This window comes from Neogemmobacter tilapiae (genome assembly GCF_014652215.1).
Lineage (GTDB): Bacteria > Pseudomonadota > Alphaproteobacteria > Rhodobacterales > Rhodobacteraceae > Neogemmobacter > Neogemmobacter tilapiae.
The window spans coordinates 59,181-73,627 of the sequence record NZ_BMYJ01000004.1; the positions used below are offsets into that span (position 1 = coordinate 59,181).

Below are 14,447 nucleotides of genomic sequence, written 5' to 3' on the forward strand. Positions count from 1 at the left end.
GCGGGGCACGGGCCAAGGTTAAGCCCTGCCTCGGACCTTTTCCAGTCAGGAACACCCGATGACCGCCTTCACCCCCCGTATCTTTTCCGGCATTCAGCCTTCGGGAGGCTTGACCCTTGGCAATTATCTTGGCGCGCTGAAACGTTTTGTTGAAAAGCAGGACGAAGGCACGACGCCCACGATCTATTGCCTTGTGGACATGCACGCGATCACGGTCTGGCAAGACCCCGAAAAGCTGCGCCATGCGACGCGTGAGGCGGCGGCGGGTTTTCTTGCGGCGGGGATTGATCCGAAAAAATCGATCCTGTTCAATCAGAGCCAAGTCTCGGCCCATGCGGAACTGGGCTGGATTTTCAACTGTGTGGCGCGGATGGGCTGGATGGGGCGGATGACCCAGTGGAAGGACAAGGCGGGCAAGAACAGCGAGAATGCCTCGCTGGGCCTGTTCGCCTATCCGGCGCTGATGGCGGCCGATATTCTGGCCTATAAGGCGACGGCTGTGCCGGTGGGCGAGGATCAGAAGCAGCATCTGGAACTGACCCGCGACATCGCGGCCAAGTTCAACAATGACTATGGCGTGGATTTCTTTCCCATGACCGAACCCTTGATCGAAGGGGCGGCGACGCGGGTGATGTCCTTGCGCGATGGGACGAAGAAGATGTCGAAATCGGACCCCTCGGATCAAAGCCGGATCAACCTGACGGATGACGCCGACGCGATTGCCGCCAAGATCCGCAAGGCCAAGACCGACCCGGAGCCTTTGCCGGAAACGCTGGACGGTCTGCGCGACCGGCCCGAGGCGCGGAATTTGGTGAACATCTATGCGGCTTTGTCGGGGATGACAGCGGCAGGCGTGGTGGCGGAATATGCGGGGGCGCAGTTTGGCACGTTCAAACCAGCTTTGGCTGATCTGGCGGTTGCCAAGCTGTCGCCAATCACCGGGGAAATGACGCGGCTGATGCAAGATCCGGCCGAGATTGACCGCATTCTGGGCGAAGGGGCCGATCAGGCCGAGGCGATTGCGCGGCCGGTGCTGGACGATGTTTACCGGATCACCGGCATGATCCGGTCGCGCCGGTGATCCGGCGGGCGGCACGGGCGGGATTGCGCTTTTTCAAAGCTACTACCAGAAAAGTAAGTCCTCTTCCAAGCGGTTGATTGCATGCACTTCTGCATGTAGCGGTTGTTTGAGGAGTTGCGCGTCTGCGCTGCACGTCGTGGCCTCTATGTTGGAAAAAATGAAATCAAAGCTTAAAATAGCTATATTCTTGATGATAATTTTGCTTTTGGGTTTATTTTTTCCAATTTATGTATCTGGCGTTCAGTTAATGGGGGATCACGCCAATGAGGGAGAAATTTGCGCACCATTCAAAGGCGAAGGATATTGTGATGCAAGTTGGCTTGATGATGGCGCCATTAGATTTACAGTGTTAAAATCCTTCTCTTCGCAGTGTTGCAAGATTCAAAGATACAATTTAAGCGACGGCAGGATTGATTTTGACGTTCTTGCATGTGATCCCTTGGTAGTGGGGCAAATTTCTTGCTCTAAATATGATAAAATGCCCCAGTATGGGGAGAGTTTCTCGGTTGATGGAAGAATCTTGACTATCTACAAAAATGTTGATGAGGGTAAAGATGACTGACTTCGCGGTAATTGTAACGTGGCCACAGTATCCAATTGCCACAAGCGCAGGTCATGTGAGCGGCCTTGGACATGCAGGTGTCGTGCTGGTAAACGGTGCCTCGGGAGAGACAAAATACTTTGAGTACGGTCGCTACGATAAGGATGAGAACGGTAATCCGATTGGAGCTGTGCGCTCAGTTGGTGTGTCAAATTTGAGTATAGTAGACGGAGCAATAACACAGGCCAGCTTTGAAAAAATGATGCTAAATTTGTCCCATTCGAGTGGAAAGAACACTCTCGCCAGCGGTAGTATTTTACCTCTTTCAGAAGGTGGATTTAACTCAGCTCTCGAGTTCGCCAAACTTGCTAAAGCTGATCCGACGGGCGTTTTGGGCGATTATGCTCTCGTTCTAGACGAAAACACTTGCTACTCCTTTGCCAAAGCGGTTGCTGCTGCCGGCGGCTCTTGGGTGGAGTGGAAGGACGGATTTTTTATATTTGACAATGTTCCGGCGGCTGCAATTGTTGAGTTGCAGGCGAGTGCCGGTGCGTTTGTAATTGGTGGCCCGAATGATTCAAGAATTTATATTGGCATTTCTTCTTCAATCCTGAGACTCGAAGAAGACAAATGCTTCCTCGCTGCCACACCGATCTCGATGTGGGACGGCACGACGAAGCCGATTGAGCTGGTCGAAGCCGGGGACATTGTTGTGTCTTACGACAAGGACGGGCATTTGAAACCCGGTCGGGTCAAGCGCACGATGATCAATCGAGCGAAACAGATATTGGATGTCCATGGCCTGATGGTCACGCCAGGCCATGCCACCCTTTGCGGCGACGGGCGCTATGCCGGGCAGCATGTGCCCATCCTCGACATTCTGCGGTCTGACGGGGCGCTGGTTCTGCAAGACGGCTCTAAAATTCGCGCGGGCACTGGCTGCCGTCTGGGCACGATGGGGGACCGGATGATCACAGCTATCATCGGCGTGCCGCAGCCGGGCGGCTTGGTGCGTATCGCCGAAATTGGTCAGATTCGGGCAGGCACTCGGTTCATCAAGGAAGATGGCGAAGATGTCGCGGTCCTAGACATGATTCTAGAACATGGTGGTCACCTGACCGAGGAGGGAATGATCCAGACCGACCCCAACGGCCCCAAGATGCCGTTCCGCTGGACCTTCACCGCCACTCTGCCCAAGCCGGAAGATTATGTCCTTCAGCGTTCGGCGACGCATTTGCAGGACATCTATAAGGCCGGGGAGTGGGAGTCATTTAGGCCCTCCATGCCTCGGCCCCGCGCGGAAGCTAAGGTCGAAGATTGTTCCGACATCGCTGCGGCTCCGGCTAATGTCCCCTTGGCGATGCGCAATCATCCGGAGGCCCCGCAAGTGAACAGACGCTATCGCCGCGTAGCAAAGGCAAACGCACGAAAGGCGCAGGTCCTTTTACATTAGAACTGCAGTCAATGCATTTATGGAGCGGGATAAAACAACTTGCGCGCTGGTGTTTGGTCTGGCTCCTGCGTTTAGTACAAATGGAGGGCGAAAGGTGGAGTTCGACAAAAGCGTTCTGTCATTTTCCAGCATCACCGGCATGATCCGGTCGCGCCGGTGATCCGGCGGGCGGCACGGGCGGGGCTGTTTGTTCTGCTGGTGCTGTCTTTGGGCCTGACGGGCCTTGCTGCGCTGCGGATCAGCCGGGATCCCTTGATCCGCCCCTTTGTCGATGCCGGGGCGGATCAGATTGCCGCCGCGATGGAACAGGCGATGGCGCAAGAAGCCACGCCCGAACGCCTGACGCTGGTGATGACACGGCTGTTGGCCGAGGAGCCGCGCAATTGGTTGGCCATTCAGGCGGTGGAGGCAGTGGCCGAAGAACGGCGGATTGCCTTGCCCGAGGCGCTGGTCGTGCAGCGCGCGGCGATGTGGGAGGCGGACAGCAGCTATCTGGTTCAGGCGGGGCAATGTGCGACCTGCGTTTGGGATGCGGGAACCTGCACGATTTCAACCGCTTTGATCTGCAATGCGCCGATCCAACTGACGCCGATTGGCGATGTGGTGGGGCTGACCAAGGCGGGCAGTGCTTGGGCCACGGGCGGGGATGTGGATGAGATTGATCTGGGGCTGTCGATCATCGGTCTGGGGGCGACGGCGGCGGTGCTGGCTTCTGGCGGGACATCCTTCACGCTGAAGGCCGGGGCGGGGATGGTGAAGCTGGCGCGCAAGATGGGTATCCTGTCGCCGCGTCTGGTGGGAATGATTGGCGATGTGATCCGCCGGGGGGTGGATTGGCAGATGGTCGGGCGGATGGATTTTTCCGACCCCGCAAAACTGATCCGCGCGGATGTTGTGGCCCCCTTGGCGAGTGTCGCCAGCGATCTGGGGCGGATGGGCGCGCGGCTTCCGATGGGGGAGACGCTGCATCTGGTGCGCTATGTCGATGATGCGGCGGAGGCCCGCCGGTTGGCCAATGCGGCCGAGGCTTTGGGACCAAAGACGATTGGGGCGGTCGAGGTGTTGGGAAAATCGCGCTTTCTGCGGGCGACGGTGCGGCTGTCGGATGTTGCTGTGCAGGTGGGGGTGGGGCTCGTGGGTCTGCTTTTGTCTTTGGGCGGCGTGCTGGGCGGTTTGGCGCAATCGGCCAGCCTGCGGGTTCTGCGGCGGCTGGCGCGCGATCCGGTGGCCTCGCGCTGATCCCCCTGTCACGCGCCCGATTCAATCGCAGTGCAATCTGGGCGGGACGAATCGGGCCGCCTGTCCCCCATGACCGTCTTGCGCCCTGCTGACCCGGCGCGCGCAAGCATGGCCCGTCCCTGCCCCCGGCCCCTTCCCCTTGGGTGCCGGGGGTCTTTTCTTTCGCGCACCTTGGCTGTGCAGGCTTGGGCCTATGGCGAAAGCCGGTTTCGTCTTAGATTGGGCGGGGCAAACGGAGTCGCGAAATGACCACGAAACCTATTCATCCGGGCACCCGTGTCGGGCATGTCCATCTGAAAGTCGCCGATCTGGAGCGGGCTTTGGGGTTCTATTGCGGGGTGCTGGGGTTTGAACTGGTGCAGCGCTATGGCAAGCAAGCGGCCTTTGTTTCGGCGGGGGGCTATCACCACCATATTGGGCTGAACACCTGGGATTCGGCGGGGGGCACACCGCCGCCGCCCGGCCATACGGGGCTTTATCACACGGCGATTCTGTATCCGGATCGCGCTGCCTTGGCCGATGCTTTGAAGCGGGTGGTCGATGCTGGCTATGCGCTGACCGGGGCTGCGGACCATGGGGTGAGCGAGGCTTTGTATCTGGATGACCCGGATGGCAACGGGGTGGAGCTGTATTGGGACCGGGCGCCAGAGGCATGGCCGCGCGAGGCGGATGGGTCTTTGGCGATGGTGAACAAGCGTCTGGATGTGGCGAAATTGTTGAGCGAGGCCTGAGGGCGACCTTAGGGGGCATCGAGCCCCCCTGCTGTCGGCTGCTGTGCAGCGGGGGCCTGCCCCCCGGCTTCGCCTCCCCCCGGGATATTTTTGAAGAAAAGATGCTAGGGGAAAAGGCTGGGGTCGGCGATCCAGCCTTCCAGCGGATCCATGTTCGAGAGATTGGGCCTGTGGCGATGGGCCCAAGCGGCTTGGGCGGCGCAGAGCAGCGCGTCGAGGGCGTCGGCGGTGGGATCCTCGGCGAGTTGGGCGGGGGCTTGGGTGCGAAAGCCAAAGCGGGCTTGGCCTTGGGGTGCGGTGAGGGCGGCGAGGATGGCTTGGCGGTTGGCGCGCTGATCTGAGTTCTGCTTGGCGCGCGAGTCAGATTTGTAGGGCGCGCGGCTGCCCAGAAGGGCGCGGGCGGCGACGCCGGGGTAGGCTTCATAGGCGGTGCGCGTTGGGTCGCCGTGATGCAGGCCGGGGATGTTGAGCCCGGCCTGTAGCAGTCGGGGCGCCTTCGTAGAACATCAGGGCGACGGGGACGCCGTAGAGCTTTTGCGGGCTGGCAGCGCCCGTGCCGCGTTCAAAGACACGGGAATGTTCGCGGTCGCCCATCGGGCGGTCACGTTTGTAGTCTTCAAGCGCTGCGCGGAAGGCCGGGCGGGTCAGGCCTGAAACATGGGCAACGGTGACCGCCCAAGTGTTTGGCCAGCCGATGTTTTCGACAAAGCGGCGGGATTGGGCGAAGGGGAAATCAAAGCCCGCGATCCAAGGGCCGGGTTGCCCAAGGAAGATTTCAAAGGCGGCAAAGTCGGGCAGGGCGATGATCCTGTTGAAAACCAGCGCATCGCCCAAGGTGCATTCCGCCACGGTGATCGGTTTGCGCGGCGTCGGGCGTGAGGTGAAATCGACGCCAAAGACGCGCAATCAGACCACCCGTTCGACCATCTGCTTCTTGATCTCGGCAATCGCCTTGGCCGGGTTCAACCCTTTCGGGCAGGTCTTGGCGCAGTTCATGATCGTGTGGCAGCGATAGAGTTTGAACGGATCTTCCAGCTGGTCCAGCCGTTCGGGCGTGGCCTCATCCCGGCTGTCGATGATCCAGCGATAGGCGTGCAGCAGGGCGGCGGGGCCAAGGTAGCGGTCCGAGTTCCACCAGTAGGACGGGCAGGACGTGCTGCAACAGGCGCACATCACGCATTCATAAAGCCCATCCAGTTTCGCGCGGTCATCAATCGACTGCTTCCATTCCTTGGCCGGGCGGTTCGTCTTTGTTTCCAGCCAGGGCATGATCGAGGCGTGTTGCGCATAGAAATGCGTGAGGTCGGGGATCAGATCCTTGACCACCGCCATATGCGGCAGGGGATAGATTTTCACATCACCCTTGATTTCATCCAGACCATAGATGCAGGCCAAAGTGTTGCTGCCATCGATGTTCATCGCGCAGGAACCACAGATGCCTTCGCGGCAGGAACGGCGGAAGGTCAGTGTTGGATCAATCTCGTTCTTGATCTTGATCAGCGCATCCAGAACCATCGGGCCGCATTGGTCCATATCAAGGAAATAGGTGTCCACGCGCGGGTTTTCGCCATCGTCGGGCGACCAGCGATAGATCTGGAATTTGCGGATATTCTTGCCCTCTGGCTTGGGCCAGGTCTTTCCGGTGCGGATTTTTGAATTCTTGGGTAGGGTGAACTGAACCATTGTTACCTTCCTTCGGATGCATTGACTGCGCGACGCGGCGCGGCCGAAAATTTGAGTGCCTTGCACGTCATCCCCGCCACCCCCTTTGCAGATAGAGGGGCGTACGGGGCAATTCGCCGGATTTGCTGACGACGCAGGTTTCAAACACCTGCGAGGGATCGCGGCCCGTCAGAAAATCGCTGTTGATCTCTAAACGATAGGCCGTGACCGGGCCGTTCGAACCTGCGCCAATCGCAATTTCACCGCGGGGGCCAGCGGCCAGGCGCGCCCGTTCCATGCATTGTTGTTCGGCCAGCTCGACGCTGATCGGCCCGCAGCTGAGCAAGAGGAGCGGAAAGAGGAGGAAGACCTTGTTCATGCAAGCGCCTCCAGTAAGTCGCCATGCCCTGCCTGTTGCAACAAAGGGGTGATCCTGGCACGGGTCGCTGCAAGGTCAAGTGGGCGACCGGCGGGGTCCATGCCGTCGGGCCGGATGCGGGCCAGCCAAAGTTGCAGATCGGCGCGTTCGACTTGGGCAAAGGCCTGATGGTTCCATATGGTGCCAAGGTTGACGCCCAAGGCTGCAAAGCACGCTAGAACAGCGCCGACATCCAGCAGTGAGACCGCCTTTTGTGACAGAACGATGCCCCCGGGGCGCATCATTTCGATCCGCTGGGATGTTGCCTCGATATAGTCGAGCTTTTGCACGCGCGGGCACAGAACAGGACGCGCCAGACGGGCCTTGGGGGTGCGGTTAAGAACGGTTATCCCCTGATCCAAGCGGCCAAGCATCTGGCGTCCATGAAGGGCCGAGCCCTCGGCGAAGACAATGTGCCGCGCGCCGAGATAGGCGGAAAGCTGGTCGCGCAGGCTGGCGGTCGCCGGGTTCAGAAGTGTGACGCCAGCGTCTTGCAGAACTGTGACCAAGTAACTTTCCCCAGCAAAACCGCCGGAGCCGGCCGCAAGCATACCTTGTCGGGTGACGTAAAGCAGATCGGCTTGCAGGGGTTGAAGTGCGGCCAGTTTGGCCAAGCGCGCCAGACGGGCCAACCAGGCAGGGTGCGGGCGGACGGTCTGGTTCAGATGCTCGGCCTGCGGCCAGACGTGCAGGTTTTCGGCCAAAAAGGGGCGATCCACAAGGCGGACCCTTGCACGGTCCAAACCATAGTGGGCAAGCACCGGCCAGACATGGGCGGGAATATCGTCCAAGGTCCAGCCGGGAAAGGTTTGGAACAGCACCGGAGCCTTGGGCAAGGCGGCTGCGGCAAAGCCGATGCGGGGGGCGTATTCGGCGACCAAGTGGCCGAAGTGCGGGTTGAGATTGCCGCCCCAAATCGCGGCACCCGCCAGCCGTTCCGGTTTGGCCGTTGAAAGGGTGGGCCTGCGGTCGATCGGCTGATCGCGGCGGAAATGGCGGGCCAGACTGGGTGCGTCCCAATCGGGCCAATCGGGGCCGCCATCAAAGAGCGATTCGTAAAGATAGCTTTCACGCGGCGGGTGGATCAGAATATCGCGATAGATCATGGGGCGACGTGGATCGCCCGGCGCAAAGCCTTTGGCCGCCGGTTTGGCCCGGAAGGGCCAGGTGTCGAGCCAGGCGATCACAGGGCAACCCGGCTGATGGGGGGCAATCCGGCGGCGCGCATGCAGGACACGGCGCCGGGGTTCTGGGCGAGGCGGAATACCAGATCGACCGTGGCACTGCCCGCATAAACACCCATGTCGCGCAACAGCATCTGCGTATCGGCAGCGCTGGCGTTGTCGACAATGCAGCGGGTGGCGATATCTGCCTCGGGGCCGGTCAGATAATCATCGACAATGGGGCGAACCACCGTTTCCGCGCCGCGCCGCCCGGCTTTGTCAGCCAGATTGGCGGGGGAGCAGGCGGCCAATAAAAGGCAGGCGGCAAGGCTTGGACGGATCATGCTTTGGCCTCCATTTCATCCAGAAGATGGGTCAGACCTTCGGCCGCAAATTCGGCACGGATGGCCTTTAATGTCGGATCGCGCAACACATGCTCTTGCTCGGGGCGGTCCAGCCGGGCAAGCCAAAGGCGTGCATCCTGTTCAACGGCTTGGGCATAGGCTTGGCTGTCCCAACCCGTGCGAAGGTCGAGGCCTGCCTGATCCAGTGCATCGAAGAGCACGTCGAGATCATAAAAGGACAAGCCGCGTGGATGGATGTCGCGGCCTGCGCGATGCACCATCGAGACCAGCCTGCGGGTAACTTTGTGATACTGGATGCCCTGTGTCCGGGCCGCGAGTTCGGACCGGCCAAGGTCGTGGTCCAAGCGCCGGTTCAATACGTGGATCTTTTGCGGTAGGCGACCGAGCAACTGTCGGCCATGCAGCGCAGAACCTTCGGCGAAGATCAGTGTGTTGGCGCCCATGACCGCTTCCATCTGGGCGCGAAGCGGTAGGGCGGTCGGGTCCATCAATTGCACGCCAAGCGTCGTCAGTTGTTCAGCCAGATAGGATTCCCCGGCATTCGCGCCACTGCCCGCGGCGATCATCCCCAAGCGGCCGACATAGAGACAATCCGAGGGCATGGGATTTAACCCCATTTGCGCCACCCGCTTTTCCAGCAGGTTCAGATAGGCCGGGGTCGGCGGGGGGCCATAAAGCCTTTCGGCCTGCGGCATGACATGCAGTTTCGGCACGCGGAGGGGTTCTGTGATCACATGCACCTGTTCGCGGGGCACGCCAAACCAATCGATCAGATCCCAGACATAGCCTGGCAGATTGTCGCGGTTCAGACGTTCGGTGGTGATGAACAGATAGGGAAGGTCTGGCCAACGCTGGCGGGACCACAAAAGCCGGGTCAGATGTTCACAGACCAGATGGCCGAATTGCGGATAAAGCACACCGCCCCAGACGGCAGGACCGGGGAAGTCGGGAATTTGACCTTGCGGCATGGCGGGGGCAACATCAACGCGCTTATGTTTGCGGCGCACCAGCCGGGGCCAGGTCTGGCGATCGAAGTTCGGCCAGATCGGGCCACCATTGACGATGGTGGTGCGTGTCTTGTCCTGGCTGCCGGGCACGATCACCACATTGGCAAAGAAACGGCCCTGAGCCGGAGATCCCGGATGCCGTTGCCCGGCCCTTCGGCCGCGCTTGGGTGTGGCCCTCGCCGGGGCCGCCTTGGATGCTGGGGCCTTGCCTAGCCCCAGCTTGCGCAGGGCACGGGCCAGCAGACCAAGGGCGGGCCGGGCCTTTGGCATGTCAGTAGACCCTCGCCTTGGGCGCAATTTTCTTCAGGTCAATGCCGCCATCTTCGGCCTTGGTCAGCGGGTCCAGATGCACAGGACGGCTGGAGAGGGTGACTTTTGGCCCGTCGACATGGGCAAGGCTATGCACCCGCCAGTTCACGTCATCGCGGTTCGGGTAATCCTCATGCGCATGGGCACCACGGCTTTCCTTGCGGGCCTCGGCGGCGACGATGGTGGCCATTGCGTTCGGCATCAGGTTGGCCAATTCCAGCGTTTCCATGAGATCGCTGTTCCAGATCAGGCTGCGGTCGGTGACTTTCAGGTCATCCATCTTGCCCGCAATCGCCGTCATCTTCACAACGCCTTCGGCCAGGGTCTTGTCGGTCCGGAACACCGCCGCATCGGCCTGCATGGTTTTCTGCATTTCCAGCCGCAGATCGGCGGTTGGGACCGCGCCGTTCGCATGGCGCAAGCCGTCAAAGCGGGCCAGCGAACGTTCCACCTCGGCCTTGTTCACCGGGGCCAAAGCCTCTTTCCGGTTCACCACTTCGCCTGCCTTGATCGCGGCAGCGCGGCCAAAGACCACAAGGTCGATCAGGCTGTTTGACCCCAGACGGTTTGCACCATGCACCGAGGCGCAGCCTGCCTCACCCACAGCCATCAGGCCGGGGAAGATCGCATCCGGGTTGCCCGGTTGCGGGTTCAACACCTCGCCCCAATAGTTCGTCGGGATACCGCCCATGTTGTAATGCACCGTCGGCAGAACCGGGATCGGCTCTTTTGTCAGGTCGACGCCCGCGAAAATCCGGGCGCTTTCGCTGATGCCGGGAAGCCGCAGGTCCAGCGTTTCCTTGGGCAGATGGTTCAGGTGCAGGTGGATATGATCCTTGTTCGGCCCAACGCCCCGCCCTTCGCGGATTTCAATCGTCATGCAGCGGGAAACCACGTCGCGGCTGGCCAGATCCTTATAGGTCGGCGCATAGCGTTCCATGAAACGCTCGCCTTCGCTGTTGGTCAGATAGCCACCTTCGCCCCGCGCCCCTTCGGTGATCAGACAGCCCGAGCCGTAAATCCCCGTCGGATGGAACTGCACGAATTCCATATCCTGCAAGGACAGACCGGCCCGCGCCACCATGCCGCCGCCATCGCCGGTGCAGGTGTGGGCGCTGGTCGCAGAAAAATAGGCGCGGCCATAGCCGCCTGTGGCCAGAACGACCATCTTGGCATTGAAGACATGGATGGTGCCATCATCCAGCTTCCACGCCACAATCCCGGTGCAGCGGCCATCGGTGATGATCAGATCCAGCGCGAAATATTCGATGAAGAATTCCGCGTTGTTTTTCAGGCTTTGCCCATACAGCGTGTGCAGAATTGCATGGCCCGTCCGGTCAGCGGCGGCGCAGGTGCGTTGCACGGGGGGGCCTTCGCCGTATTCGGTGGTATGGCCGCCAAAGGGGCGCTGATAGATCTTGCCCTCTTCCGTCCGGGAAAACGGCACGCCGTAATGTTCCAGCTCGTATACCGCTTTGGGCGCTTCGCGGGCCAGATATTCCATGGCGTCGGTGTCGCCCAGCCAGTCGCTGCCTTTCACCGTGTCATACATGTGCCATTGCCAAGAATCCGGCCCCATGTTGCCAAGGCTGGCCGCAATGCCACCCTGTGCTGCGACGGTATGCGAACGGGTCGGGAAAACCTTGGTCACGCAGGCGGTGCGCAGGCCCTGTTCGGCCATGCCCAGGGTGGCGCGCAGGCCAGCGCCCCCGGCCCCCACCACCACGACGTCATAGTCATGCGTCTCGTACGGATAAGCGGTCATGATGTTCTTCCGGTGGTTACAGGGCCAGTTTCGCCAGCGCGAAAAGACCAATGGCGGTGGTCACATAGGACAGGCAGGTGACAAAGATGATCGCCATCTTGCCCTTGGTGCCGTGCAGATAGTCCTCGATCATCGTCTGGGAACCCTTGGCGAAGTGCCGCATGGCGACAAACAGGGTCAGCCCTGTCAGGATCGCCGGGAAAGGGCGGCTGAAGGTTTCGACGACGCCGGCATGATCTTGGCCCAACGCGGTGCCAAAGACGTAAAGAAAGGTTGGCACAAGAAAGGCCAAGGCCACGGCAGAGACGGTCATCGACCAATGGTGCAGGGTGCCGGTGTGGCCAGCCCCTTTGCCCATGGCGCGTTTGCGGTCGGTCAAATAGCGCATGATGGCCCCCTAGATGATCAGGATGGTGGCGATGGTCAGCACGACCGAGCCAATCAGGCAGGCCCAGCCAAGCTTTTCAGCGGTGGGAACGTCCAGCCCATGGCCCGCATCGTAATAAAGATGCCGAAGGCCAGCGAGGTAATGATACCAGACCGCCCAAAGGCTGCCAGTAAAGATCAGATCGCCGAACCAGGATGTGACCACAGCATTCGCCAAGGCGAAATGTTCCGGCGAATGGGCGGCGGCGAAAAGCCACCAGACAGCCAGGAAAACCCCGACGATCATGCCATTGCCCGTCACACGGGTCAGGATCGAAGTCAGCATGGGAATATGCCAACGGTAAATCTGCAAATGTGGGGAAAGGGGGCGTTCCACCCGTTTCGCTTGCGCCATGAACCTGTTCCTTCATCGCGGGCCCATGACCCCCGCGCGGGGCCGGGCGACTGGCTCAACACTCCATAGCGCATTTTTCGCCGCTGTCACGCGCTGCGATGCCGCAAATGTTGGGTAGGGGGAAGATTCTACTGTCTTGTGATCACAGATTTTCGCCGTGTGATCACAAAATCCGCTTGCCAGCGCTATCACGGCGAAGGCCGGGCATGAGCTTGCGTCGCAGCCTTCGCAGCAGCCGTTGAAAGCCAAATGCGCGGCTTAATGCACGACCTGAGCGCAAGGCGGCTGCCAGATCGGCCGGAGGGGTCAACGGGGTCAGCAAGCCTTTGGCCAGATCGTGTTGCAACCGGGCGCGGTCTGGCATGGCTTCGTTCAAAATAACTGTATCGGGGACGCCTTGCTGCATCATTCGCAACCATCGCCGATAGCGGTGCGAAAGCTGCTTTTGCGGATTTTGGGCAATGTCTGCGACAGCCGACTCGCCCAGACGCCGGGCGGAGGTCAAAAACTCCTCCGCGTCACGAAAGGGGAAATGCAGGATGCGCAATGCGCTTTGCATGGCTTCGCAGGGCGGGTCCATCGTGGCCCTATGCGCGCCCTTGGTCAGGTGTTTCAGCGTGGCGACCTGAAAAACCACTTTGGGGTTGGTTGCGTAATATTCAAAGGGCAGGGAGACCACGGTTTCGGGACTTTCCATCCCCTCTGGTGCGGGGGTGGTTACGCGGCTTTCAAACATCGGTGCAGCCCGCCAGCCATGGTCGGCCAGATCCTCACGCGCGAAGATCACGTTTTGACGTGGCACCTCTAGCAAACGGTTGTCCTTTTGGCCCAGCAGATACGATTTCAGCGTTTCGCCGGGCGGTGGGATGTAGAATTCATCGGCGTCATTGGCGATGTGCCAGACATGGCCATATTTGCCCCGTGCCTTGCGGATCAGGTCGCGTGTCCAGATCGCCTGTTGCACGACCGGATCTGTACGGCGGCTGATATCTATGGGCATTTCCCGCGCGAGACGCCGCAAAACCTGCGTGGTGCCGTCGGTTGAGGCGTGGTCAATCACAACGAAACGATCCACCCCCTGCCGCCGATGCCAACGCAGGTTTTGTTCGATGATGTCGGCCTCGTCCCGGACAAGGATCGACATGATCAGGAAGGGTTGTTTCACTGTTCGCCCAGTTTCAGGTCGGGATGGTAATCGCCGGGAACCTCTTTGGTCACCGCCTGACCGCAGCGCATCACGCCGCGCAGGCTGTCAAAGGCATAGGTGGGCGAGCCTTGCAATTCCCAGCCCTTTGAAAGGGCTAGGCTGACCTTGTGGCAAAAGGCGGAAGTGTCGTCGTCAGACAGAAAGCGGTAAAGTTTCATGGATAGGTTCCGACAAAGGGTGAATGGCCCAACCAGATGTGGACATAGGCGATTGCGCCATACAACGCCAGCGTGCCGACAAGGTTCATGGCGTCGCCCTTGATGCCGCGCCCGTTTGTGGGCGGTGCCCAAGGGGCGGAACGGTTGATGATAACCATCGTGACCAAGGCCCAAAGGCCGATACCGCCGAACAGGACAATCGAGGCGCGGTCGCCGTTGACCAGAAGATGGGCCAGCGACCAGATCACCGTGCCCCAAAGCATCGGATGGCGCATTTTTGGGTAAAGCAGGCCCTTGGTGCCGCCGACCCCGAACAGAAAGACGGAAACCAACATCAGCGTGTTGTTCAGATGGCCCATGCCGGGCAGGGGCACATAGACGGACACCCATTCCGTCCAACGATAGCCCAGAACCATCAGCACAAGGCCCGCCAGCAACAGCAGCGTCACAAGCCCCTTGCCGCCGTCGCCCATCGTGGCCCTTTTCTCGGGGGCAACGCGTTTGAAAAGATGCGCCCCCCACCACAGGGCCAGCCCCGCCAGAATTAACACCATGCCCAAATCCATG

At 60.4% G+C, this 14,447-nt stretch carries 18 protein-coding genes; 5 read left to right on the forward strand and 13 right to left on the reverse strand.

Going from position 1 to position 14,447, the window contains the following annotated elements; all coding sequences use genetic code 11:
• Positions 1–58 precede the first annotated feature (58 nt).
• The 5 genes from trpS to IE095_RS07085 all read left to right on the forward strand — a co-directional run bounded on the left by trpS (position 59) and on the right by IE095_RS07085 (position 5,045).
• Positions 59–1,081, forward strand: a complete 1,023-nt coding sequence (gene trpS, locus IE095_RS07065) for a tryptophan--tRNA ligase (protein ID WP_189410938.1) — start codon at positions 59–61, stop codon at positions 1,079–1,081.
• A gap of 157 nt (positions 1,082–1,238) precedes the next feature.
• Complete coding sequence (locus IE095_RS07070; RefSeq protein WP_229804606.1) at positions 1,239–1,643, forward strand: Link domain-containing protein; 405 nt, start codon at positions 1,239–1,241, stop codon at positions 1,641–1,643.
• Positions 1,636–3,075, forward strand: a complete 1,440-nt coding sequence (locus IE095_RS07075) for a hypothetical protein (protein WP_189410940.1) — start codon at positions 1,636–1,638, stop codon at positions 3,073–3,075. The genes IE095_RS07070 and IE095_RS07075 overlap by 8 nt, the downstream gene beginning before the upstream one ends.
• Positions 3,076–3,231: 156 nt before the next feature.
• Positions 3,232–4,314: a hypothetical protein gene (locus IE095_RS07080; protein ID WP_189410941.1), complete on the forward strand. Its 1,083-nt coding sequence runs from the start codon at positions 3,232–3,234 to the stop codon at positions 4,312–4,314.
• Between the two features lie 245 nt (positions 4,315–4,559).
• Complete coding sequence (locus tag IE095_RS07085; protein ID WP_189410942.1) at positions 4,560–5,045, forward strand: VOC family protein; 486 nt, start codon at positions 4,560–4,562, stop codon at positions 5,043–5,045.
• A gap of 104 nt (positions 5,046–5,149) precedes the next feature.
• Here the strand turns inward: IE095_RS07085 and IE095_RS18725 are convergent, their stop codons facing one another.
• From IE095_RS18725 to IE095_RS07150, 13 genes are all read right to left on the reverse strand, one after another.
• Positions 5,150–5,530, reverse strand: a complete 381-nt coding sequence (locus IE095_RS18725; RefSeq protein ID WP_189411238.1) for a DUF429 domain-containing protein — start codon at positions 5,528–5,530, stop codon at positions 5,150–5,152.
• Positions 5,466–5,951 (reverse strand): hypothetical protein, encoded by a 486-nt coding sequence (locus tag IE095_RS07095; RefSeq protein ID WP_189410943.1) that lies wholly within the window; start codon positions 5,949–5,951, stop codon positions 5,466–5,468. Before IE095_RS07095 ends, IE095_RS18725 begins: the two co-directional genes overlap by 65 nt.
• A complete protein-coding gene (locus tag IE095_RS07100; protein ID WP_189410944.1) occupies positions 5,952–6,728 on the reverse strand; it encodes a succinate dehydrogenase iron-sulfur subunit in 777 nt (258 codons plus the stop codon).
• A gap of 67 nt (positions 6,729–6,795) precedes the next feature.
• Positions 6,796–7,086, reverse strand: a complete 291-nt coding sequence (locus IE095_RS07105) for a hypothetical protein (protein WP_189410945.1) — start codon at positions 7,084–7,086, stop codon at positions 6,796–6,798.
• A complete protein-coding gene (locus IE095_RS07110; protein ID WP_189410946.1) occupies positions 7,083–8,312 on the reverse strand; it encodes a glycosyltransferase 61 family protein in 1,230 nt (409 codons plus the stop codon). The genes IE095_RS07105 and IE095_RS07110 overlap by 4 nt, the downstream gene beginning before the upstream one ends.
• A complete protein-coding gene (locus tag IE095_RS07115) occupies positions 8,309–8,632 on the reverse strand; it encodes a hypothetical protein (RefSeq protein WP_189410947.1) in 324 nt (107 codons plus the stop codon). The genes IE095_RS07110 and IE095_RS07115 overlap by 4 nt, the downstream gene beginning before the upstream one ends.
• Entirely contained in the window at positions 8,629–9,930 is a 1,302-nt protein-coding gene (locus IE095_RS07120) for a glycosyltransferase 61 family protein (RefSeq protein WP_189410948.1), read from the reverse strand. Before IE095_RS07120 ends, IE095_RS07115 begins: the two co-directional genes overlap by 4 nt.
• Before the next feature lies 1 nt (position 9,931).
• Positions 9,932–11,734, reverse strand: coding sequence for a succinate dehydrogenase flavoprotein subunit (gene sdhA, locus IE095_RS07125; RefSeq protein WP_189410949.1), 1,803 nt, complete (start codon positions 11,732–11,734; stop codon positions 9,932–9,934).
• A gap of 16 nt (positions 11,735–11,750) precedes the next feature.
• Positions 11,751–12,122 carry a succinate dehydrogenase, hydrophobic membrane anchor protein gene (sdhD, locus tag IE095_RS07130; RefSeq protein ID WP_189410950.1) on the reverse strand — a complete coding sequence of 124 codons (372 nt, stop codon included), beginning with the start codon at positions 12,120–12,122 and terminating at the stop codon, positions 11,751–11,753.
• 9 nt (positions 12,123–12,131) lie between these two features.
• Complete coding sequence (sdhC, locus tag IE095_RS07135) at positions 12,132–12,515, reverse strand: succinate dehydrogenase, cytochrome b556 subunit (RefSeq protein WP_189410951.1); 384 nt, start codon at positions 12,513–12,515, stop codon at positions 12,132–12,134.
• Positions 12,516–12,678: 163 nt separating this feature from the next.
• Complete coding sequence (locus IE095_RS07140; protein WP_189410952.1) at positions 12,679–13,680, reverse strand: glycosyltransferase family 2 protein; 1,002 nt, start codon at positions 13,678–13,680, stop codon at positions 12,679–12,681.
• Positions 13,677–13,880: a DUF1737 domain-containing protein gene (locus IE095_RS07145; RefSeq protein WP_189410953.1), complete on the reverse strand. Its 204-nt coding sequence runs from the start codon at positions 13,878–13,880 to the stop codon at positions 13,677–13,679. The genes IE095_RS07140 and IE095_RS07145 overlap by 4 nt, the downstream gene beginning before the upstream one ends.
• Positions 13,877–14,434, reverse strand: a complete 558-nt coding sequence (locus tag IE095_RS07150; RefSeq protein WP_189410954.1) for an NnrU family protein — start codon at positions 14,432–14,434, stop codon at positions 13,877–13,879. The genes IE095_RS07145 and IE095_RS07150 overlap by 4 nt, the downstream gene beginning before the upstream one ends.
• Positions 14,435–14,447: the final 13 nt, after the last annotated feature.